This is a genomic window from Enterococcus sp. AMC1251 (genome assembly GCF_058216535.1).
This window is the reverse complement of the sequence record NZ_CM177098.1, coordinates 2,078,540-2,100,104: the sequence shown is the minus strand read 5'-3', so window position 1 is coordinate 2,100,104 and position 21,565 is coordinate 2,078,540. Positions and strand designations below refer to the sequence as shown.

The 21,565-nt window shown below is 35.1% G+C and carries 21 protein-coding genes, 1 other RNA gene, 1 pseudogene and 1 other annotated feature; of the genes and pseudogenes, 20 read left to right on the top strand and 3 right to left on the bottom strand.

Going from position 1 to position 21,565, the window contains the following annotated elements:
• Window positions 1-2 precede the first annotated feature (2 nt).
• From aguA (AC4BBR_RS09890) to ssrA, 8 genes are all read left to right on the top strand, one after another.
• On the top strand, window positions 3-1,094 hold the full coding sequence (aguA, locus tag AC4BBR_RS09890) for an agmatine deiminase (protein WP_490459405.1): 1,092 nt from the start codon (window positions 3-5) through the stop codon (window positions 1,092-1,094).
• A gap of 10 nt (window positions 1,095-1,104) precedes the next feature.
• On the top strand, window positions 1,105-2,043 hold the full coding sequence (gene arcC, locus AC4BBR_RS09885; protein WP_490459404.1) for a carbamate kinase: 939 nt from the start codon (window positions 1,105-1,107) through the stop codon (window positions 2,041-2,043).
• Window positions 2,044-2,164: 121 nt separating this feature from the next.
• On the top strand, window positions 2,165-3,262 hold the full coding sequence (gene aguA / locus AC4BBR_RS09880; protein WP_490459403.1) for an agmatine deiminase: 1,098 nt from the start codon (window positions 2,165-2,167) through the stop codon (window positions 3,260-3,262).
• Window positions 3,263-3,273: 11 nt separating this feature from the next.
• Window positions 3,274-4,071 (top strand): MurR/RpiR family transcriptional regulator, encoded by a 798-nt coding sequence (locus tag AC4BBR_RS09875; protein ID WP_490459402.1) that lies wholly within the window; start codon window positions 3,274-3,276, stop codon window positions 4,069-4,071.
• Between the two features lie 566 nt (window positions 4,072-4,637).
• Window positions 4,638-5,114 carry a GAF domain-containing protein gene (locus AC4BBR_RS09870; protein ID WP_490459401.1) on the top strand — a complete coding sequence of 159 codons (477 nt, stop codon included), beginning with the start codon at window positions 4,638-4,640 and terminating at the stop codon, window positions 5,112-5,114.
• A 68-nt stretch (window positions 5,115-5,182) separates the two neighbouring features.
• Window positions 5,183-5,614: a VOC family protein gene (locus AC4BBR_RS09865; RefSeq protein WP_490459400.1), complete on the top strand. Its 432-nt coding sequence runs from the start codon at window positions 5,183-5,185 to the stop codon at window positions 5,612-5,614.
• A gap of 166 nt (window positions 5,615-5,780) precedes the next feature.
• Window positions 5,781-6,104, top strand: a complete 324-nt coding sequence (locus AC4BBR_RS09860) for a DMT family transporter (protein ID WP_490462102.1) — start codon at window positions 5,781-5,783, stop codon at window positions 6,102-6,104.
• Between the two features lie 136 nt (window positions 6,105-6,240).
• Window positions 6,241-6,608, top strand: a transfer-messenger RNA (tmRNA) gene (gene ssrA / locus AC4BBR_RS09855).
• 233 nt (window positions 6,609-6,841) lie between these two features.
• Here ssrA and AC4BBR_RS09850 read toward each other — a convergent pair.
• Window positions 6,842-7,709, bottom strand: a pseudogene (locus tag AC4BBR_RS09850) (LysR family transcriptional regulator).
• Window positions 7,710-7,834: 125 nt separating this feature from the next.
• Here AC4BBR_RS09850 and AC4BBR_RS09845 point away from each other — a divergent pair.
• The 3 genes from AC4BBR_RS09845 (at window position 7,835) to AC4BBR_RS09835 (ending at window position 9,677) form a co-directional block, all read left to right on the top strand.
• A complete protein-coding gene (locus tag AC4BBR_RS09845; protein WP_490459399.1) occupies window positions 7,835-8,410 on the top strand; it encodes a DapH/DapD/GlmU-related protein in 576 nt (191 codons plus the stop codon).
• 159 nt (window positions 8,411-8,569) lie between these two features.
• A complete protein-coding gene (locus tag AC4BBR_RS09840; protein ID WP_490459398.1) occupies window positions 8,570-8,908 on the top strand; it encodes a cyclophilin-like fold protein in 339 nt (112 codons plus the stop codon).
• A gap of 22 nt (window positions 8,909-8,930) precedes the next feature.
• Complete coding sequence (locus AC4BBR_RS09835; RefSeq protein ID WP_490459397.1) at window positions 8,931-9,677, top strand: SDR family oxidoreductase; 747 nt, start codon at window positions 8,931-8,933, stop codon at window positions 9,675-9,677.
• Between the two features lie 709 nt (window positions 9,678-10,386).
• Here the strand turns inward: AC4BBR_RS09835 and AC4BBR_RS09830 are convergent.
• Together AC4BBR_RS09830 and AC4BBR_RS09825 are read right to left on the bottom strand one after the other, a co-directional pair.
• Window positions 10,387-11,301 carry a helix-turn-helix domain-containing protein gene (locus tag AC4BBR_RS09830; RefSeq protein ID WP_490459396.1) on the bottom strand — a complete coding sequence of 305 codons (915 nt, stop codon included), beginning with the start codon at window positions 11,299-11,301 and terminating at the stop codon, window positions 10,387-10,389.
• A 471-nt stretch (window positions 11,302-11,772) separates the two neighbouring features.
• Window positions 11,773-12,099 carry a hypothetical protein gene (locus AC4BBR_RS09825; protein WP_490459395.1) on the bottom strand — a complete coding sequence of 109 codons (327 nt, stop codon included), beginning with the start codon at window positions 12,097-12,099 and terminating at the stop codon, window positions 11,773-11,775.
• A gap of 173 nt (window positions 12,100-12,272) precedes the next feature.
• Between AC4BBR_RS09825 and AC4BBR_RS09820 the strand changes: the two genes are divergently transcribed.
• From AC4BBR_RS09820 to AC4BBR_RS09780, 9 genes are all read left to right on the top strand, one after another.
• On the top strand, window positions 12,273-12,593 hold the full coding sequence (locus tag AC4BBR_RS09820) for a hypothetical protein (RefSeq protein ID WP_490459394.1): 321 nt from the start codon (window positions 12,273-12,275) through the stop codon (window positions 12,591-12,593).
• 72 nt (window positions 12,594-12,665) lie between these two features.
• Window positions 12,666-12,713 (top strand) — a sequence feature (sodium ion sensor (DUF1646 type); this cis-regulatory element may regulate processes involved in with the transportation of sodium ions).
• Between the two features lie 300 nt (window positions 12,714-13,013).
• Entirely contained in the window at window positions 13,014-13,340 is a 327-nt protein-coding gene (locus tag AC4BBR_RS09815; protein ID WP_490459393.1) for a hypothetical protein, read from the top strand.
• The gene (locus tag AC4BBR_RS09810; RefSeq protein WP_490459392.1) at window positions 13,327-15,330 is read left to right on the top strand and encodes a V-type ATP synthase subunit I; all 2,004 of its coding nucleotides are present in this window, start codon (window positions 13,327-13,329) and stop codon (window positions 15,328-15,330) included. Before AC4BBR_RS09815 ends, AC4BBR_RS09810 begins: the two co-directional genes overlap by 14 nt.
• A gap of 15 nt (window positions 15,331-15,345) precedes the next feature.
• Entirely contained in the window at window positions 15,346-15,819 is a 474-nt protein-coding gene (locus tag AC4BBR_RS09805; RefSeq protein ID WP_490459391.1) for a V-type ATP synthase subunit K, read from the top strand.
• A gap of 13 nt (window positions 15,820-15,832) precedes the next feature.
• Complete coding sequence (locus AC4BBR_RS09800) at window positions 15,833-16,414, top strand: hypothetical protein (protein WP_490459390.1); 582 nt, start codon at window positions 15,833-15,835, stop codon at window positions 16,412-16,414.
• Window positions 16,415-16,450: 36 nt separating this feature from the next.
• Entirely contained in the window at window positions 16,451-17,452 is a 1,002-nt protein-coding gene (locus AC4BBR_RS09795) for a V-type ATPase subunit (protein WP_490459389.1), read from the top strand.
• Complete coding sequence (locus AC4BBR_RS09790; protein WP_490459388.1) at window positions 17,442-17,753, top strand: V-type ATP synthase subunit F; 312 nt, start codon at window positions 17,442-17,444, stop codon at window positions 17,751-17,753. Before AC4BBR_RS09795 ends, AC4BBR_RS09790 begins: the two co-directional genes overlap by 11 nt.
• A gap of 656 nt (window positions 17,754-18,409) precedes the next feature.
• Window positions 18,410-20,191: a V-type ATP synthase subunit A gene (locus AC4BBR_RS09785; RefSeq protein ID WP_490459387.1), complete on the top strand. Its 1,782-nt coding sequence runs from the start codon at window positions 18,410-18,412 to the stop codon at window positions 20,189-20,191.
• Window positions 20,184-21,560, top strand: a complete 1,377-nt coding sequence (locus AC4BBR_RS09780) for a V-type ATP synthase subunit B (protein ID WP_490459386.1) — start codon at window positions 20,184-20,186, stop codon at window positions 21,558-21,560. The genes AC4BBR_RS09785 and AC4BBR_RS09780 overlap by 8 nt, the downstream gene beginning before the upstream one ends.
• The last annotated feature ends 5 nt before the right edge of the window (window positions 21,561-21,565 follow it).

The following is a 21,565-nucleotide window of genomic DNA, read 5'->3' as shown; positions in this document are numbered from 1 at the left end:
ACATGAAAACAATTGATAGTTCACCAAAAAAAGATGGTTTTCGAATGCCAGGAGAATTTGAAGCGCATCAAGGTGTGTACATTTTATGGCCGGAGCGACCAGATAATTGGCGTAATGGTGGGAAGCCAGCGCAAAAAACATTTGTCGATGTAGCTGTTGCCATTAATGAATTTGAACCAGTGACGGTTGGGGTATCTGCTGAACAATATGATAATGCTCGCCATATGCTGCCGGAAGAGGTACGTGTCGTTGAAATTGCAAATGATGATGCTTGGGTTCGCGATTGTGGACCAACTTTTGTCAAAAATGACAAAGGGGAGATCCGTGGTGTGGATTGGACCTTTAATTCATGGGGAGGATTAGTAGATGGCTTATATTTTCCATGGGATAAAGATGATCAAGTCGCACAAAAAATTTGTGAGGTGGAGTGGCTTGATCGTTATCGTTTAAACGATTTTGTTTTAGAAGGCGGCTCGATCCACGTTGATGGTGAAGGAACCCTGATCACTACAGAAGAATGTTTATTATCAGAAGGGCGAAATGCTCAACTCTCTAAAGAACAAATCGAACAAGTTTTAAAAGAATATCTCTCATTAGAAAAGATTATTTGGCTGAAGCGTGGCATTTATTTAGACGAAACTAATGGTCATGTGGATAATATCATTAATTTTGTGAAGCCTGGGGAAGTGGTCTTGGCATGGACAGATGACAAAAATGATCCGCAATATGAAATTTCAAAAGAATGTTTAGAGATTTTAGAAAATGAAACAGACGCTCATGGCCGTAAGCTAATTGTTCATAAATTATATGTGCCAAAACCAATATTGATCACAGAAGAAGAAAGCTTCGGGGTAGATGCAGTAGCAGGAACCTTGCCAAGGGAAAAAGGCGATCGATTAGCTGCTAGCTATGCAAATTATTATACGGCAAACGGCGGAATCATTTTACCGTTATTCGATGATCCAAATGATGAAAAGGCGATCGATTTACTACAAGAACTATATCCAGATAGAAAGATTGTTGGTGTACCTGCAAGAGAAATTCTTTTAGGTGGTGGAAATATTCACTGCATTACCCAACAAGTTCCAAAGTGAGGTGGAATCCATGAAAAAACGTATCGTAGTTGCACTAGGCGGGAATGCAATTTTAACGACTGATCCTAGTGCACAAGGACAACAAAAGGCTTTAGCCCATACAGCATATTATTTAGCAGATTTCATTGAAGCAGGTCATGAACTGATCATCACCCACGGCAATGGCCCTCAAGTTGGGAACCTATTATTACAACAGCAATTAGGTGCAACAAGGAAAAATCCAGCAATGCCGATTGATACAGCAGTTGCAATGACCCAAGGCAGCATTGGTTACTGGCTTGAAAATGCCTTAGTAGACGAGCTAAAAAAAAGAAATATCTCCAAAAACGTAGCAACACTCATTACACAAGTTGTTATCAGCGAAACAGATCCAGCTTTTCAAGCACCAAGTAAACCAATCGGTCCATTTTTAAGCAAAGATCAAATGGACGTTGAGAAAAAACAAACGTCGGCAACTTACGTAGAAGATGCTGGTCGAGGATTTAGAAAAGTAGTTCCGTCACCAAGGCCAATCGATATTGTTGAATATTCGGTGATTGAACAATTAGTAGAAAATGGCGTTGTTACGATTGCAGGAGGTGGTGGTGGGATTCCAGTGGTCATAAAAGATGGAACCTACAAGGGTGTAGAAGCCGTGATAGACAAGGATTTTGCCTCTGAAAAAATTGCTGAATTGGTTCATGCGGATATGTTAGTAATTTTGACAGGTGTTGATCATGTCAGCATCAATTTCAATCAACCCACTCAATCTGATTTAACCAAAGTAACGGTAGCTGATATGGAAAAATATATTGAAGAAAAGCAATTTGCACCAGGCAGTATGCTACCTAAAGTGCAAGCAGCAATAACGTTTATTAAAGAAAATAGCAATGGCAAAGCGGTAATCACCTCCTTAGAAAATATCAAAAATTTATTAGATGAAGAAACAGGTACCATTATCACTGCTTAGTTTTAGAAAAAGAGTAGAGACAAAAACTAGTTTCTACTCTTTTTTTCTGATATATTAAAAATATATCGCTTACATATATAAAGCATATAATGGACCAATAAGTAAAAGGAGAACTGCCCATATGAAAATCAAAACAAGCAATCCTAAAGAGGACGGTTTTTTTGTACCAGGAGAATTTGATCTTCACGAAGAAACATACATGATCTGGCCAGAACGAGCGGACAATTGGCGTAACGGTGGAAAACCTGCTCAAGCAGCTTATGTAGAAGTAGCCAAATCAATCGCAATGTTTGAACCAGTCACGATGTTAGTTTCCAAAAAACAATATCGTAATGCTCGTCACTTATTACCTGAGTCAATTCGGGTAATGGAAATGAGTAATAATGATGCGTGGATCAAAGATTATGGTCCTATCTATTTAAAAAATCAAAAGGGGGAAATTCGGGGAGTAGACTGGGGTTTTAATGCATGGGGCGGCCTTTTAGACGGCTTGTACTTTCCTTGGGATCAAGATAATTTGATCGCTGAAAAATTGTGTGAATTCAATCATATCGATTATTACTCTGCAAAAGAGTTTATTTTAGAAGGGTGTTCCATTCATTTTGATGGTGATGGAACGTTATATACAACAGAAGAAGTGTTACTTTCTGAAGGTAGAAATGGTAAATGTTCTAAAGAGGAAATTGAAGATGTTCTAAAAGTATATTGCAATGTAGAAAAAATCATTTGGTTAAAGCAGGGATTTTTTTTAGATGAAACCAATGGGGACATAGACAATATGCTAAATGTTGTACGTCCAGGAGAAATCGTTTTGACTTGGACAGATGACCTAGATGATCCACAATATGAAATTTCCAGAGCAGCCTATGAACAACTAAAAAATGAAACGGATGCAAGAGGCAGAAAATTAATCATTCATAAAATGCTGATGCCTGAACCGATGTATATCACAACTGAAGAAAGTCAAGGCGTAGATTCAGTTAATGGAATGCTGCCGCGTTTTCCTGGCGATCGACTGACAGCAACCTATGTTAGTTATTATACGGCTAACGGCGGTATTATCTATCCATTATTCAATGATAAGAATGATCAAGCAGCAGGAATCTTACTAGAAAAATTATACCCTGACCGCAAGATTATTGGCGTTTATGCGCGTGAAATTTTATTAGGCGGCGGAAATATTCATTGTATTGCACAAAGTGTTCCTAAAGATAAGTAGGAGGGAAGAAAATGGACTTTTTTGAAGTGATAAACCCTCATGTTTCAGAGTTAACGAAGAATGAACATGCATTATTTGATTATGTTGTGAAAAACTTAAATGACATTAAAAATAAAAGCATCCGCGAAGTTGCGGACGACTGCTTTGTATCGACAACAACCTTTCTTCGATTTGTTAGAAAAATTGGATTTTCTGGCTATAGTGAATTTACAACGGTCATCAAATATACTCTTTTGAATCAAAAAAAAGAAGAAAAAGTCAGTCCCTTTGTGGTTTCCCAAAAAGATTACCGTGAAGAGTATCTAAAAAATATCAATGAATCTGTTCGTGTGATTGATAAAAATAGTTTGATAAAAGTAGGAGAGTATTTAAAGAATAAACCAATCATTTACTTATTTGCTAAAGGAATGAATAAGCAGCTAATGCAGTATGTAAAGTATTTATTTGTAGCAGCTGGCTTTTTGGTGGTATTTCCGGAGGATCAATCAATGCGGTCGGTTGTTCAAAAGCAGATCAAATCGGAGGATATGGTGTTTATCTTAACGTATCAAGGAAAAGACGAAGAATGGATTCAATTGATGCAGCATCTAAAAAATACAGTACATCCGCTATTAGTCTCGATTACAGGGGCAGATAATAACGTGGTTCAAAATATGAGCGATGTTAATTTTTATGTGTTTACAGATGAGCTTTTTTTAAATAAGATGGAAATTACTTCTCATATTTCAATGTTGGCGATCCTTGAATTGATTTTGTATCAATATTTAGATAGCGCAGAAGAAGGAGAATATCATTTGGTTTTTAAATAACTAATTTGTCATCAATTGTGAAATGATTATCAAAAATAAACTTAAAAAAGTTGCCTTGAACAAGAAATCGTTCAGGACAACTTTTTTTATTATAGTTTGCCATAATCATGCTGATGTTTCGATGTATGGTTTAAAAATGAATAAGCCACCACTGTAATAGCTGATAATGTTGCTCCTGTAACGAAGATTTTTTTCATAAACATCCTTCCTTTCACTTATCTTGATGAATTTATAATCAAGTGCAAAAGTTGCACGTACGTGGACGGTAGGATTCGAACCTACACCTCATCGGGTCGAGAATAAACATCCGTTAGTCCTCAAAGAGTTTTAACACCACGTTCATCCACAAATTGATTAGTTGTTTACTATGATTAAACTATAACCTTAATAGATTAAATCAAACATAAAAAAGCTTGAAAAAAGTGTGAATTCGTTTGAATTTGTTATGAAGATTATGAATAAGCTAAAAAACAGTTGATTGTAAGGACAGTAATAAGAGTATGATATAATAAGAAAATAATATAAACATTTCTTATCGTAGACGTAGAAAAGAGCGTGAATTAAAAATGTGGAAAACAAGGAAAGAAAAAATAGCGGCATACCAACTTTTAGTACAGCAACAAACAGCAATTATTGAAATTGAACATGATAAAATTGCTAACTTAGCTAACTCTTCTGCACTTTTAGCTGATACATTACCAAATACGGTTTTTGCAGGTTATTACTTATTTGATGGAGAAGAATTGGTCTTAGGTCCATTTCAAGGTAAAGTTTCATGTACTCGAATTAAAATGGGCAAAGGTGTGTGTGGAGAATCTGCTGAAATGCGTGAGACACTGATTGTGGCTGAAGTGAAAAATCATAAAAATTATATCTCTTGTGATTCAGCTGCTTTATCTGAAATCGTTGTACCAATGGTTAAAGATGGTAAATTAATGGGTGTTTTAGATTTAGATAGCTCGGTAACACATGGCTATGACGAAATAGATCAGAAGTACTTAGAGCAATTGGTTGAAGTGATTTTAAACGGTACTGATTTTTAGTTAAAAATGAGCGTGCTTTTCGCTTAATCTATTTTTGCATGAGATAATAGTTGAAATAGATTGAGGGGATGACGAACATGCTAGAAGTATACTTAAATTTTAAGAACGAAGCGGCAGATGTGATTACTTTTTATGAAACAGTATTTGACGTAAAATGTGAAGATGCGATGACGTTTGCAGATGCGCCTGAAGACCCAGAACACCCAACACCAGAAGCTTGGAAAAAATTGATTATCAATGCTTCAATGACAATCGAAGGTGTTCCTATTATGTTCTCTGATGTGCCAGATGGAATGGGATTGACGTTGGTTGAAGGAAACAATGTTTCTCTTGTGATCAATACAGAGGATGAAGCGAAACTTGATCGGATTTTCAATCGTTTAGCTGAAGGCGGAAAAGTAACAATGCCTTTAGGGAAAACGTTCTGGTCGAAAAAATATGGTATGGTTGTTGATAAATTTGGAATCAATTGGATGCTGAATTACAATGTTGAACCTTGAGTTTAAAATGAGTAGTTAATATAAATAATAAGTAAGAGATCGTCAATAGATTATAACGTATTAAATCTGTTGATGATCTTTTTTAAGTCCTTAAAAAAATCTACGTTTAATTTGATTGGAATTTTGATATAATGATTTAGGAATCATAGAAGGAGGGGAAATTTTGATTGGGTATTTGTATCTTTTTGTCGCTATAATAAGTGAAGTCGTTGCGACAAATCTATTAAAAGCCACAGATGGCTTTAGTAAGTTATTGCCATCAGTAGAATGTTTGGTTGCTTATATTGTATGTTTTTATAGTTTATCTAAAGCAATAAAATATATGCCGTTAAATGTCGCATATGCACTTTGGGGAGCAATTGGAATCATCTTGATCACGATTTTTTCAGTTGTGTATTGGAAAGAACAAATCAATACACCGACAGTTATCGGTATTGGTTTTATCGTGATTGGTACGATTTTAGTGAATACTTTTGGAACAGGTCATTGATTTTTCGTTCGAATGCTATTTCAAGAAGCGTTATCTAGAGGTATTAGAAAGCGGAAGAACCAGCACCTGATCCTTTAAAAATCAAGATGAATATGTTATACTGATGAAAGTGTATGTTATGCTATTTAATCTTAACGGGGACGTTACGGATTCGACAGGCATAGTTGAGCTTGAATCGCGTTTCGTAGGTTACGTCTACGTAAAAACGTTACAGTTAAATATAACTGCTAAAAACGAAAACAATACTTTCGCTCTAGCTGCGTAAAAACAGCGGGTGAAGATCCTCCCGGCATCGCCCATGTGCTCGGGTAAGGGTCTCAAATTAAGTGGGATACGCTAAATTTTTCCGTCTGTAAAATTTAGAAGAGATCATCAGACTAGCGAGAGTTTGGGCCTGTTATGCGGCATGAACTTCAGCGAAGCCTTAAAATAGTATGACTATGAGCGTAGAAGTTTAAGTGGCAATGTGTTTGGACGCGGGTTCGACTCCCGCCGTCTCCATTTTTAGTAATGTGAGAAGAAAAGTTGAAGCAAAAAAACAGCTATAAATACCTTCAAAATTGGTATTTATAGCTGTTTTTTAATTTTAGAAAAAAAGTAATACAAGGATCTTTGCAGGTATTTTACATTCCCATTAAGTTCAAATAGCACGTATTGTACTGATTTTTTGAAATCTAATCACTCCAAAAAATAGTAAAGTATCTATCCGACTGTTTTATAAATAGTGACAGACAGAACTAAACCAACTTCAGTAAACGTAAAAATTCTTTTGAAGCACTTGAAAAAATTTGGTCTTTCTTCCAAACAATATTGATGTTTGCGGTTAATGCTGGTGAAAAGGGAATAAACGTTAAATTGGTATTAGCCGTATTCACAAATCCCATCAATACAAAGAATACTTGCAATGCCTTCTTTTGCCAACAAGGAGGCATTATAAAGTAAATTATAGGTGCCAATAACATTTAGATGCTCTATATTGCCTCCAAACCATTCAGATAGCTGATTATCAACAAATGATTGGTTTGAAATGAGCAAAGGCGTATGTTGAATATCTTTTGGTTGGACTGTTTTTTGTTTAGCTAGAGGATGTGATGTATTGACTAAAATCCCCCAGGAATCAATTAATGGCAGGCGAATATATTCGTATTTTTGTTTTTCTACTGGGTCAATAACGAGCCCAAAGTCTAACAATCCTTTATCGATTTTTTCCAATACATCATCAGCATTGCCACTATAAAGGTGTAAGTTAATTTCTGGATAGTTATCTCTAAGCTCATGCAGAATATGACCAAGAAACTCAAACGCTTGCGTTTCTCCACCACCAATAGTTATTTGACCACTAATGACTTCATTTTGAATAAGATTTGTTGTTGTTGACTCAACCAAAGATAGAATTTCTTTTCCTCTATTCATTAAGTAGATACCATCTTCCGTTAATGTAATAAAACGATTTCCTCTAGTAAATAATGTCACACCAAGCTCTTCTTCTAGTTCTTTTAATTGTTTTGAAAGCGTTGGTTGAGATAGATGTAAGACTTCAGCAGCTTTAGTAATTGTTTTTTCTCTTGCAACAGTTAAAAAGTAAGTTAATACGCGAAGTTCCATTTAATTCCCTTTCCTATAGCTAAAAAGAATAGTTATATATGCTTTATTTGTATTAGTTAAGTATAAACGATTCAGGTATAATTTGGATAGTGAAAATTTAATGAATAGGTAAGGAGGGAAAGAAAATGTCAAACATAAGTTTACAGAAAAAAATTTTAGGAAGAGAGATTTTAAACGATTCACCCCTATTTAAAGAAATCCATTTAGTTAAACAGAATAATGAGCGATTGATAATGATGATGAACGCACAATATTATTCTAATGAAGAGGTCTTACAGTATTTAGAAGAAATTACGGATCAAAAAATTGATTTATCCGTAAAAATTTCGCAGCCCTTCTATAGTGATTTCGGTAAGCATATCACATTAGGCAAAGATATATTTATTAACAAAAATGTTACATTTGTTGATTTGGGTGGGATTACGGTTGAAGATCAAGTGTTGATTGGACCAGGAGCTAGATTAATTACAGTAAATCATTTGATCCCCCCTAACAAAAGACGCGGAATTAAAGTAGAGCCAATTTGTATCAAAAAAAATGCGTGGCTTGGTGCCAATGTGACTGTTTTACCAGGGGTTACAATTGGAGAAAATTCGATTATTGCTGCGGATTCAACAGTAACAAAGGATGTTCCTGATAATGTGATTGTAGTAGGAAGTCCAGCCAAAGTGGTTCGAAAGATTGAAGATGATAAAACGTAAAAGAATACGTGGGTTTCTATTTTTTTATTTCTAAGCGTAATGATTTGTTCTGGATGCACAGCAATTTTGTCCAAAAAAGGCACAGTATTAAAAACTTCAAAAACGGAATATAGTGATTCAGTAAAATATTCAATAGAAGTAAACGGAGAAGTAACTGTAATGAACATAACTATTGAAAATAAAACGTTTCAAGTTGAATTGGAATCTAATCAAGCAACGAAGGAATTAATAACTCGACTTCCAATAAATCTAAAAATGAATGATTTACATGGTAACGAAAAGTATACTTATTTAGTAGAATCATTACCAACACAGGTAGAACAAGTAAAAAAAATTGAAAAAGGTGACGTCATGCTTTTTGGCTCAGATTGTCTTGTCCTATTTTATCAAACGTTCTCTACTAATTATTTATATACTAAAATAGGTAAAATAAAGGAAGTCGAACAGCTAGACTTTATATCGGAAAGAGAAGCAATCAATGTCGTATTGACACCATAAAAATAGAAAAGGAGCGAGACAAATGGCGATTAAAGATAAAGTGGTGATTATTACAGGAGCATCATCAGGAATTGGAGAAGCGACAGCTCTGTTATTAGCTGAAAAAGGAGCAAAATTAGTATTAGCGGCACGAAGAGAAGAAAAACTTCAAACGATTGTTGAAAAAATCAAAGAAAATTCAGGAGAAGCAGTTTATGTAGCATCGGATGTCACCAAGCGAATCGATAATCAAAACTTGGTGGATTTTGCTATTACGACTTATGGTAGAGTAGATGTTATCTTTTTAAATGCAGGTATTATGCCGAATTCTCCATTATCTGCACTCAAAGAAGATGAGTGGGATCAAATGATTGATATCAATATTAAAGGGGTACTGAATGGTCTAGCAGCAGTCTTACCTCACTTTATTGAGCAAAAATCTGGCCATGTGATTACAACATCATCGGTTGCTGGGCTTAAAGCTTATCCAGGAGGTGCTGTTTATGGCGCAACTAAATGGGCGATTCGTGATTTAATGGAAGTTTTACGAATGGAATCTGCACAAGAGGGAACAAATATCCGTACAGCAACAATTTATCCAGCAGCAATTAATACAGAGTTACTAGATAAAATTACAGATTCAAAAACGGCTGATGGCATGACTAGTTTGTATAATAAATATGGTATTGCTCCAGATCGTGTAGCAAGCATCGTTGCTTATGCAATCGATCAACCAGAAGATGTGAATGTCAATGAATTTACCATTGGTCCAACTAGTCAGCCTTGGTGATATAAAGCCAGTTTGAATGAAGAAATGTAGCCGAATCTAAGCTTAGATTCGGTTTTTTTGTTTCATGGCGTAAGTTAATTAAATTAAAATTGCCCTTTGTTACGCCATTCAAACTTATTTTGTCTCCCTACTGAGAATATCTTAACAGAGCCTTACAATGGTTGATTTATCGTTGATTGTAGTCTTTTTTTAAGTATTTCTCTTGCACTTCACCCATCCATACTTAATGTTGTTTTAACAATAACTAATGGGGTTTACATAGTAACTATAGTTCTGTATAATTAACTTTGAGTCGATGTTGATAGATTTATCCGAAATAAAATAACAGAAGTTATACTAGTGATTTTTAGGTGCTCGAAGAAACTATTACGAATGAGCGCGATAAGATTATGAATGAAAATAAAGAAGGATGCTAACCTATGGAAAAGAAATCGAACTGCTTTATTTCGTACAATTTGATTATCTTTGACTGTACCAAAAATTAAATGAATAAATTAGTAAGTGGGGCATAGCTGGAAAATTTGAAATTATTTGACAATAATTTCTTAGAAAAAAACAAATAAAAAATATTTTATGACTAATAGCTTGAAATCTAAAACATTACATGGTAATATAAATATACCCTAACAGTATTTTCATTTTACTCAATCCGAGTAATACTCCTTATCCCACCTTGAAAAAGGTGGGATATTCTGATTTATAGGCTAAATTAAGATTCTTTTATTAAACCAACGGCATAGCTGTTTAGCATTTTTTCGCTGTCTCTTTCATGAGTTAACATCTTGACTTCTTTTTTCACTTGTTCGGCTTGCAAAGTGTCGCCAGTATTTTCTAACAAATGTATAAAATCATAAACGCGCTCCATATAGACTGGTTCCCCTTCGATAATATAGTTTAAAAGGTTTGTTAGATATTGAAGGTTCAATTTGAAACTGTAGTTTTCGTTTTGTTTATCTTGTTTCTTGGCAAGTTTTATATATTTTTCTGCACTTTCATAATCTTTTGCGTACAATCGCATTGAAATTAAATTAATAAGAATATTATGTGCAAATTTTTTCGTTGTAAAATCACGTTGTTCTTCATATTTTATTGGAAACATTCTTGCAAGTAGTATATCTGCTTGTTTAGCGTTAAAAAATCGAGTTAAATTTGCAGTAATAATATAGTCATATTGAAGATAGAAAGACTTATTCAATAAATCCTGAAAAATGTCGTTTATTTCTTCAAAAGTGACCGGCTCAACTTCTTCCCAGTGAGCGTTAAAGAAATTTTTAATAGCAATATAATTTGATAATTCTCGTAATGTCTTTTGCTCTTTATTTTTTAATGAAAAATAATAGTTAAGTAATTTCTGCTTGGTACTTTTATTTTCTAAATGCGCACCACAATAATAAAAAATATCTCTGAAATCTTGTTGTCGTTTATCGAATGCTGTGAAACTAAAAAATTCGTCAACACTAATAGATGTTTGATGTAATATTTCTTCTAATTCATTTACCTTAAGAGAGCGTTTACCACTTTCAATTTTTGAATATGTGGAGGGATCAGTATATTCAGACATCATTTCCCTTTGAGGTAACTTCAATTTAAGTCTGAAAAAACGTAAAGTTTCTATGATATTCAAGAGTTTATCTCCTTTCTTATGCGATTATAGCACAAAACAAACAGATAATTCCTATTTTTTGTAAAAAAGTAAATATTTTATTAGAATTTTATGCTAATTTCGCATTTTTTAATTTTTCTACTTTATTTTTCTGAGTCTGTTTGTTATTCTTTACCTAAGGAAAATTATTTATTTGCAAATATTGATTTCTAAAAAAATGAGTGGAGGTGTTTTGATGATTTCATTAATAACTGTTGTAGCAAGCGTTATTTCTGTATATGTAGTTACAGGAGGAGCTTAAAATTTAATTAGCTGTATACCACATAATTAAGTATCAAAACAATTTGTAAACAAATAATTTAACTAAAAAAAACTAAAATGTATTAGTAAAAAGTGCGTAACAAAAAAAGTGCAAAATAACAGCTTCTGATTTACTTTTCCTGTTGAATGAAGTAAATCAGAGGCTGTTATTTGTTTTTAACAATCTTCTCTTCAATCCTCATTGCTTACTACAGAAAATGCATATTGTTCAATAGTGTATTTAATTGCCAATGACTTTGAGAACGCTTTCTCTTGGACAGTCTTCATATAATTGAAAAATTCAATTTCACTTGCAGTTGGTTGCTCTTTAGATAAAATTTCTTTATTATACGTTAAAGCGATTGCTTCTGAAAAATAGTAAGAATCGTTTTTAAAAATGGAAAGTCTAAGTGTATCACCAAATAAAATATTATTTTGTTCAGAAAATGGGTCTTTTTTCAGATCGATCAACCATGTATTCTGGAAGGTTGTGGTTATTTTGATTAAATTTTGCTCCATTATTTATCCTCCAATTATTCAAATAGTAGGTGTACTTCTCTATTATATCAAATGGTTGTTAATTTTAAACACAAAGATTAAAGAAAAACTATTTTAAGATCTTTTTATTGATTGTTTCTGTATTGACCTTTTGATGTGGTAAAATGAATGGAGAAATCAAAGGAGCAAATAGTATGAAGAAAATCACAACAAAAAAGTTTGTTACTTTACTAGAAAACAAAGAAGATCGGTTTGCTGTCGTTATTAATTACTGGTTTTATTACATAGAAAAAGGGCGGATTTATCGTTTTCAACAACATAATAATACAAAAATGATCACTATGTTAGACTTACTTCACGAAGGTGGAATTGATAACAAAATGTTATTCAATGAGTTGAAAAAGAGTATCATCAATCAGATCCAATATGACTGGTTTACAGATGTTTGGAAAGAGACAATTGTCGAACGAGTTAATCATTCTTCTTATGACTTGGAAGCATTTTTTTTACGTTAGATAAAATTTACTTGTAAAGCAGTTGTAATTTTGACTTCAATTTGCTAATATTGATTATATATTAATATAAATGGTTGGGCGCAAGCTTCAAGGATCAGGTTCTTCAAGGGGTGAGAAGAACGGTTTCGCGAACTTACGCCCTTTTTTATTTTCTAAGTAAGAAATAAGAGAATGAAGAGGTCTGGACGAACGTTTAACCTTGAGAAATAAGGAATAAATTCACGGAAATTAATCTTCAAATTTTCTGAATAGCAGCTTGTTTCTTTTGGGAATTGTTTCTAAATCTCTTTATTTTTTTGTGTAAAACAAAAGTGATTTTTACTTTTGTCCCACATCTGTTATTTCCTTTTAGATTACAAAATATGTGATAAGTTCAATAATAAAATAGGAACGAAGTTATCGAATAATGGAGGTTAACATATGGTTTTAGAGGCATTAGATAAAATACGTGAAGCAGAAGTTCAGGTTGAAAATAAGAGACAAGCGCTTGAAGAAGAAATTCGTTTGCTTGAACAAAAAAAAGCAGCTGATCTCAAACTTAAACAGGAAGAAAGTCAAAAGAAAGTACGGGCATTCGTTCATGAAGTAGAGACGCAAAAAAATGAACAGCTTCAAAAAGAAAAAGAGCTTTTACTAAGTGAAGCGAAAGAACTAAATCAAGATTTTAGAGAAAAATATGAAAAGAATAAAGAATACATGATTGATCACATAATAGAAAGGGTGAAAAAAATCTATGGCAGTCAATAAAATGGAAAAAATGACGATTATAGCGGCAGCCGAAAAAGAAGAAGCGATTCTTCAAGCAATTCAAGGGATGCAGGCAATCGAAATCAAAGATTTTTTTCATTCAAATGTCGATGGCTCTTATATAGAAAAACATTTTGCAGAAACCTTAGTAGAAGGAAGTGAAATCCAAAAGAATCGTTATCAGACAATGCTAACGGAAATTCAGGACTCATTGACGTTTATTAACCGTTTTTCAGAAAATTCAACAAAAAAAAAGCTACTAAAAAGACAAGTCCGAACATTGAGTTCATTGGAAGAACGTTTCGATGAACAGAAAATCAGTGGCTATTTAAAAAAAATTTCCTCTTTGAAAAATGAGTTGACAAAGGTTGATGCCACTAGAAAAGAGTTATTGTCAAAAGAAAAATGGCTTGCTCGATGGCAGTATTTAGATATTATTCCAAAAAAAAATTTACTAGAGACTACAGATATTTTGCTAGGATCGATCAGTTCAGCCAATCAGACGGATTTTCTAGCTGATTTAGAAAAGATTTCATTTGTTTATGTAGAAGAAATTTATCAAAGCCAAAATCATGTCTTTTACAGCTTGATTTATTTAAAAAGTCAATCAGCTGACTTGGATGAAATTACTGCTAGATATAGTTTTAACCAATTTGAATATCCTTATGATATTTTACCGAAAAAGGCGTATCAAAAAAATAAGGAAGAATTAGCTTTACTTGTTGAGGAAGAAAAGCAGTTAAAAAGGGGGGTATCCGCTTATCGTGATCATTTAGAAGAACTATATTTAGCGGAAGAGATGATCTATGCTTATATCTATCGTGAAGAAGCAAAGAACCATCTGCTGAATACGTCCTATTTTTTCATTATGCAAGGTTGGATTCCTGTTGATGAGAAGCAGGAATTAGCTGTCGCATTACAGGACGAATTGCCAAAAGATGAAGTTTATATCACTTTTGACCAACCGACAAATAATGAGATTCAGACAGATATTCCCGTGAAACTGAAAAATAATTCTCTGGTAGCGCCATTTGAGATGTTGACTGAAATGTATAGTTTGCCAAAATATGACGAGATTGATCCAACTCCGATCATGACGCCTTTTTATATGGTATTTTTCGGGATGATGGTAGCAGATATTGGTTATGGATTGTTGATGTTATTTGGTGCATTACTTGCATTGAAGTTGATGGTTTTACCAAGAGGGATGAAACGTTTTGCAGATTTCTTTCTAATATTATCATTTCCAACGATTATTTGGGGCTTTATTTACGGATCATTCTTCGGCGCTGCGCTGCCGGAAGTGCTCTTTGGGATCCAGTTACCGTTTCCGATATTGTCAACGACTGAAGATGTAAACACAATTTTGATTTTATCTGTTGTTTTCGGTTTTATTCAAATGTTGACAGGATTGATGGTAAATGGGATCGAACTGACCAAGCGCAAGCGATACTTGGATGGTATTAGTGAGAGTTTTGCTTGGCAAGGATTGTTGGTAGGAATTTTGATTGTCGTTTTAGGCATGTTGATTTTTAGCAATGACGGTTTGGTTACAACCGGCATCGTTGTAGCGGTTATTTCAGCTTTGTCGATCGTGATTGTGCCGATCATCCAAACAAAATCAAAAGTTAAAGGGTTGGCAAAAGGTCTTTACGGATTATATGGGTTGACTGGTTATATTGGGGATTTAGTTAGTTATACGCGATTGATGGCTTTAGGAATTTCTGGCGGAAGTATTGCTGCAGCGTTTAATATGCTTGTAGAATTTATGCCACCAGTTGCTCGATTCACTGTGGGGATCCTACTAATCATCGTATTACATGCCTTGAATCTCTTTTTAAGTTTGTTAGGTGCGTATGTTCACGGAGCTCGTTTGCAATATGTTGAGTTTTTCGGGAAATTTTATACAGGCGGTGGTCGTGCATTCAAGCCGTTAAAGACAGAAGAAAAATATATGAACATCAAAAAAAAATCAAAAGTAAAAGAATAGTGGAGGAATATAAACATGGTAGATTACTTAATTAATAACAATGGTGGAATTCTATTTGCAGTATTAGGAATGGCAATGGCAACGATTTTAGCAGGGATTGGTTCCGCTAAAGGGGTAGGTTTTACAGGGGAAGCTGCTGCGGCCTTAACAACAGAACAGCCTGAGAAATTCGGGCAAGCGTTAATTTTACAATTATTACCAGGAACGCAAGGGTTATATGGTTTCGTTATTGCCTTTTTGATTTTTATCAACTTAACCAATGATATGACGATGGTTCAAGGACTGGATTATTTTGTAGCATCATTGCCGATTGCTTTTGCTGGATTATTTTCAGGGATTGCCCAAGGACGTGTTGCAGCAGCTGGGATTCAAATTTTAGCTAAAAAACCAGAACATGCAACAAAAGGGATCATTTATGCTGCCATGGTTGAAACATACGCGATTCTTGGGTTTGTTATCTCATTCTTACTTGTACTAAATGTGAAGTAATAGGAGGAAAAACATGGATGCAATCGAAAAAATCGTCGAACAAATTCTAGAAAAAGGGCAAGTTGAAGTTTCAGAACTAAAAAAAGTCGAAATTAAACGTATCGACCAAGAATATCAAAAACAAGAAGAAGCGCTTTTTCTGCAAGAAAACAAACTAATCGAAAAAAATCAAGAACTAATAAATAAAGCATTTAAACAAAAACAAAATCGTCAACAACTTGACATCAAACAAGCAACGTTGAATCAAAAGCAGGGATACCTTGAACAGCTTTTTTTAGAATCAATTGAGCGGATGAACCATTGGTCGGAAAAAGAGTTTCAAACATTTGCGAAGCAAATCATTATTCAATTACCAGTCGAAGGTGAAGCTTATTTGAAATTAGGCGAGTTTTCAAATGGTAAATTGTCAGAGCAATGGTTAGTAGAACATACTAATAGTAATCTGACATTGCTACTGGAAAAAGATGTAAGTCCAAATGATGGAGGATTTATTATATCTAAGGATGGGATTGAATATAACTTCTTATTTTCAAGTCTAGTTCAAGAAATAAAAAAAATGGAAAGCTTTAAAATAGCAGAATTGCTGTTTCGATAAAATAATTGCTCCACCTTATATGATAGGAGGTTCATAATGAAAGAGACTGCATATAATCAAATCAATCCTTTGATCCGTCTGAAAGAAACAGAACTTTTAAGTAATACCCAATATGAACAATTATTGAATGCAAAAAACATAGATGAGTTAAAAGATAGTTTAAAAAATACGATATATGGAACATATATGACAAACGATTTTGCTGAAAATTTTGAATACATCTATTCAAAAGAAAAAGGCAAACTTTATGAATGGCTCTATGAGATGGCTCCTGAACCAGAAGTGATCACTATTTATACGTCTAGAGCAACATTTCATAATTTAAAAGTCCTGACAAAAGCTGAGCTTACGGGACAAGAGTTGGATTATCTGTTTATTGATGATGGACGCTATTCCATAGAAACACTGAAAAGTGCGATTCGGACGCGTGTCTCAACTGAACTGCCAGAACCATTTATGAATGCGGTTCTTGAAGTGTTGGATTATTTTCAAGAATCTTCTACACTTCAGGCAATCGATATCATTTATGATCGGAATTTTTTAACGTTTCAACGGCAATTAGCTGAAAAATTAGGTGATAAGGATATCGTGGAGGAAGTTACAGCTTTTATTGACTTGACGAATATTTCTACAATGGCTAGAGGAATCCTTCAAGGGCAACACGAAAATTTTTTATCAACTGTGTTATCTAGCTCAGGGAGCATTCCAAAAGCAACATTTTTAGAATATGCCGAGCAGTCATTAGCTGTGTTTACTGATTTTATTTTGAGCACGATATATAGTGGTCTTTTAGCACCGATCGTCTCTGCTGAAACAAAAACATTAGATTTAGTCGCTTTTGAAAAAATCAAAGATGATTATTTGACTAGTAGGTATGACAAGGCTAAAATTATGGCTTTTGGTCCGTTGCCACTGCTTGCATTTTTAAATGCTAAGGAAGTAGAGTGGAAAAATTTACGCTTGATTCTAGTTAGTAAGCGGAGTAACTTTCCAGTAGAAGTTGTCAGAGAAAGGATGCGTATGATAGATGGTCTATAAAATTGGCGTAATTGGTGATAGAGATTCTGTTATGCCGTTCAAACTTTTTGGCTTTGAGGTTGTGTATACAATTTCATCAAAACAAGTGAGAGATACAATTGAATCAATGGCAAAAAGCAATTTTGGTGTTATTTTCATCACAGAAGATGCCTCCGAATTAGCTGTTGAAACAATTAACCGTTACAAAAGTGAAATGACACCAGCGATTATCTTGATCCCAAGTCATAGTGGTACAAAAGGGATCGGGTTGAAAGAAATTCAAGATAATGTTGAAAGAGCTGTTGGACAAAATATATTGTAGGAAATTGGAAAGTTTTGTTTGATTTTAGGTGTTATCTAGCTTTGCAGGCTAGTTCCTCGGAAAAAAGATAAACTATGAATAAGGCAAAAAGCGCCTCAGTCATAGTTTCCTATTTTTCAGTCGGAGCTAAATGAGCCTGCTCAGCTTTACATTTGATCTAGCTTTGCAGGCTAGTTCCTCGGAAAAAAGATAAACTATGAATAAGGCAAAAAGCGCCTCAGTCATAGTTTCCTATTTTTCAGTCGGAGCTAAATGAGCCTGCTCAGCTTTACATTTGATCTAGCTTTGCAGGCTAGTTCCTCGGAAAAAAGATAAACTATGAATAAGGCAAAAAGCGCCTCAGTCATAGTTTCCTATTTTTCAGTCGGAGCTAAATGAGCCTGCTCAGCTTTACATTTGATCTAGCTTTGCAGGCTAGTTCCTCGGAAAAAAGATAAACTATGAATAAGGTAAAAAGCGCCTCAGCCATAGTTTCCTATTTTTCAGTCGGAGCTAAATGAGCCTGCTCAGCTTTACATTTGATCTAGCTTTGCAGGCTAGCACTTTGGAAAAAAGATAAACTATGAATAAGGCAAAAAGCGCCTCAGTCATAGTTTCCTATTTTTCTGTCAGTGCTGAACGAGCCTGCTCAGCTTTTCTGAATAGGAGGAATGATTTTGCAAACTGGTAGAATTGTTAAAGTATCTGGTCCTTTAGTTATGGCTGAGAATATGTCTGATGCAAGTATTCAGGATATTTGTCATGTAGGGGAATTGGGTGTTATAGGAGAAATTATTGAGATGCGGGGAGATGTCGCATCCATTCAAGTATATGAGGAAACAACAGGAATAGGACCAGGTGAGCCAGTTGCAACAACAGGTGAAGCCTTGTCAGTTGAGTTAGCTCCAGGGTTGATTTCAGAGATGTTTGATGGAATTCAGCGTCCTTTAGATACGTTTGCGGAAGTAACAGAAAGCAACTTTTTAAGCAGAGGGGTTCAGATCCCAGCATTAGATAGAACGAAAAAATGGGTGTTTGAACCAACTGTTTCTATTGGAGATGAAGTTTCTACAGGAGATATCATCGGGATAGTACAGGAGACGAAAGTGATTCCTCATAAAATTATGGTTCCTTTTGGCATCAGTGGTATCGTGAAAGAAATCAAACAAGGTGAGTTCACGATCGAAGAAACGGTCTATATCATTGAAACGGCTACAGGTGAAAAAGAATTTACAATGATGCAAAAATGGCCAGTTCGTCGTAGCCGTCCAATTCTAGAAAAATTAAATCCAGATGTACCGCTTCTAACAGGACAACGTGTTATTGATACGTTCTTTCCAGTAACAAAAGGCGGAGCAGCAGCTGTTCCAGGTCCTTTTGGTGCAGGGAAAACAGTGGTGCAACATCAAATTGCTAAATGGGCAGATGTTGATTTAGTTGTTTATGTAGGGTGTGGTGAACGCGGCAATGAAATGACCGATGTATTGAATGAATTTCCAGAGCTGATCGATCCAAGTACGGGGGAATCAGTGATGCAACGAACGGTCTTGATCGCAAACACCTCTAATATGCCCGTAGCAGCTCGTGAAGCATCCATCTATACAGGAATCACAATTGCCGAATACTTCCGTGATATGGGCTATTCTGTAGCAATAATGGCAGACTCAACGTCTCGCTGGGCAGAAGCGTTACGTGAAATGAGTGGACGTTTGGAAGAAATGCCGGGGGACGAAGGATATCCGGCATACTTAGGCAGCCGTTTAGCAGAATATTATGAACGAGCTGGACAAGTTGTGGCTTTAGGGAAAGATCATCGTGAAGGCAGTATCACAGCAATCAGTGCTGTTTCACCATCTGGCGGAGATATTTCTGAACCAGTCACTCAAAATACTTTACGTGTCGTAAAAGTGTTCTGGGGATTAGATGCAACGTTAGCCCAAAAACGTCATTTCCCATCAATCAATTGGCTTCAAAGTTATTCTTTATACGATTCAGAGGTTGGTAAATACTTAGATCAGCAACTTCAAGTTGAGTGGTCTGAGATGGTTATGGAGAGCATGCGTATTTTACAAGAAGAATCGCAATTAGAAGAAATCGTTCGGTTAGTCGGAATTGATTCATTGTCTGATAAAGATCGTTTGACTTTAGAAGTTGCGAAATCGATTCGTGAAGATTACTTACAGCAAAATGCCTTTGATGATGTTGATACATTTACTTCAAGAGAAAAACAATACAAAATGCTGTACTTGATTTTAACTTTCTACAAAGAAGGACAATCTGCATTGGATTTAGGTGCCTATTTATCTGAAATCATGGCTGGAACGCTTGAACTAAGAGACCAAATTGCTAGAAGTAAATATGTACCTGAAGAACAAATCGACCGATTAGAGGGCTTAGTCGATGACATGAAACAAACATTAAAACAAATTATTGCAGATGGAGGGATGACGAATGATTAAAGAATATCGTACAATCAATGAAGTTGTCGGTCCCTTGATGATCGTTGAAAAAGTTGAAGGAGTCAAATACGAAGAGTTGATTGAAGTTCGCATGCAAAATGGTGAAATTCGTCGTGGACAAGTCCTTGAAATCAATGGTGATAAAGCAATGGTTCAGATTTTTGAAGGTACCAGCGGTATCAATCTTCGTGATTCAAAGGTTCGTTTCTTAGGTCATCCTCTGGAATTAGGTGTATCAGAAGATATGGTAGGCCGGATTTTTGATGGGTTAGGACGTCCCAAAGATAACGGACCCGAAATTTTACCGGAAAAAATGGTCGATATCAATGGTGAAGTAATCAATCCAGTCGCTAGGGATTACCCCGATGAATTTATCCAAACAGGGATTTCTGCCATCGATCATTTAAATACATTAGTTCGTGGACAAAAATTACCAGTATTTTCAGGTTCTGGTTTGCCGCATAAAGAATTAGCTGCTCAAATTGCGCGTCAGGCAAATGTCTTAAATAGTGATGAAGAATTTGCGGTTGTCTTTGCAGCGATTGGGATTACATTTGAAGAAGCGGAATTTTTTATGGAAGATTTTCGTCAAACAGGAGCTATTGATCGTTCCGTGATGTTTATGAATCTAGCCAACGATCCGGCCATCGAGCGGATCGCTACACCAAGAATGGCGCTTACAGCAGCTGAATATTTAGCGTATGAAAAAGGGATGCACGTTCTTGTGATTATGACGGATATGACCAATTATTGTGAAGCATTACGTGAAATTTCTGCCGCACGACGTGAAGTACCAGGTCGTCGTGGCTATCCAGGTTATCTTTATACAAATTTAGCCACATTGTATGAACGTGCCGGTCGTATTCGTGGGTTGAAAGGGTCTGTTACTCAGATTCCGATCTTAACAATGCCAGAAGACGACAAAACCCATCCAATTCCAGATTTAACAGGTTATATTACGGAAGGGCAACTCATTTTATCTAGAGATTTATATAAGAGCGGGATCCAGCCGCCAATTGATGTGTTGCCTTCGTTGTCTCGTCTAAAGGACAAAGGGACAGGTGAAGGAAAAACAAGAATTGATCATGCCCCAACAATGAATCAATTATTTGCAGCATATGCACAAGGAAAACAAGCAAAAGAACTAGCGGTAGTCCTTGGAGAATCAGCATTGTCTGAGGTAGATAAAATCTATGCGAAATTTGCGGATCGATTTGAAAAGGAGTATGTCAATCAAGGATTCTACACGAATCGCTCCATTGACGAGACACTTGATTTAGGCTGGGAACTATTATCGATGCTTCCAAGAACCGAATTAAAACGAATCAAAGATGATATGCTGGATGAATATTTGACTGAAGGAGAGTGATCGAT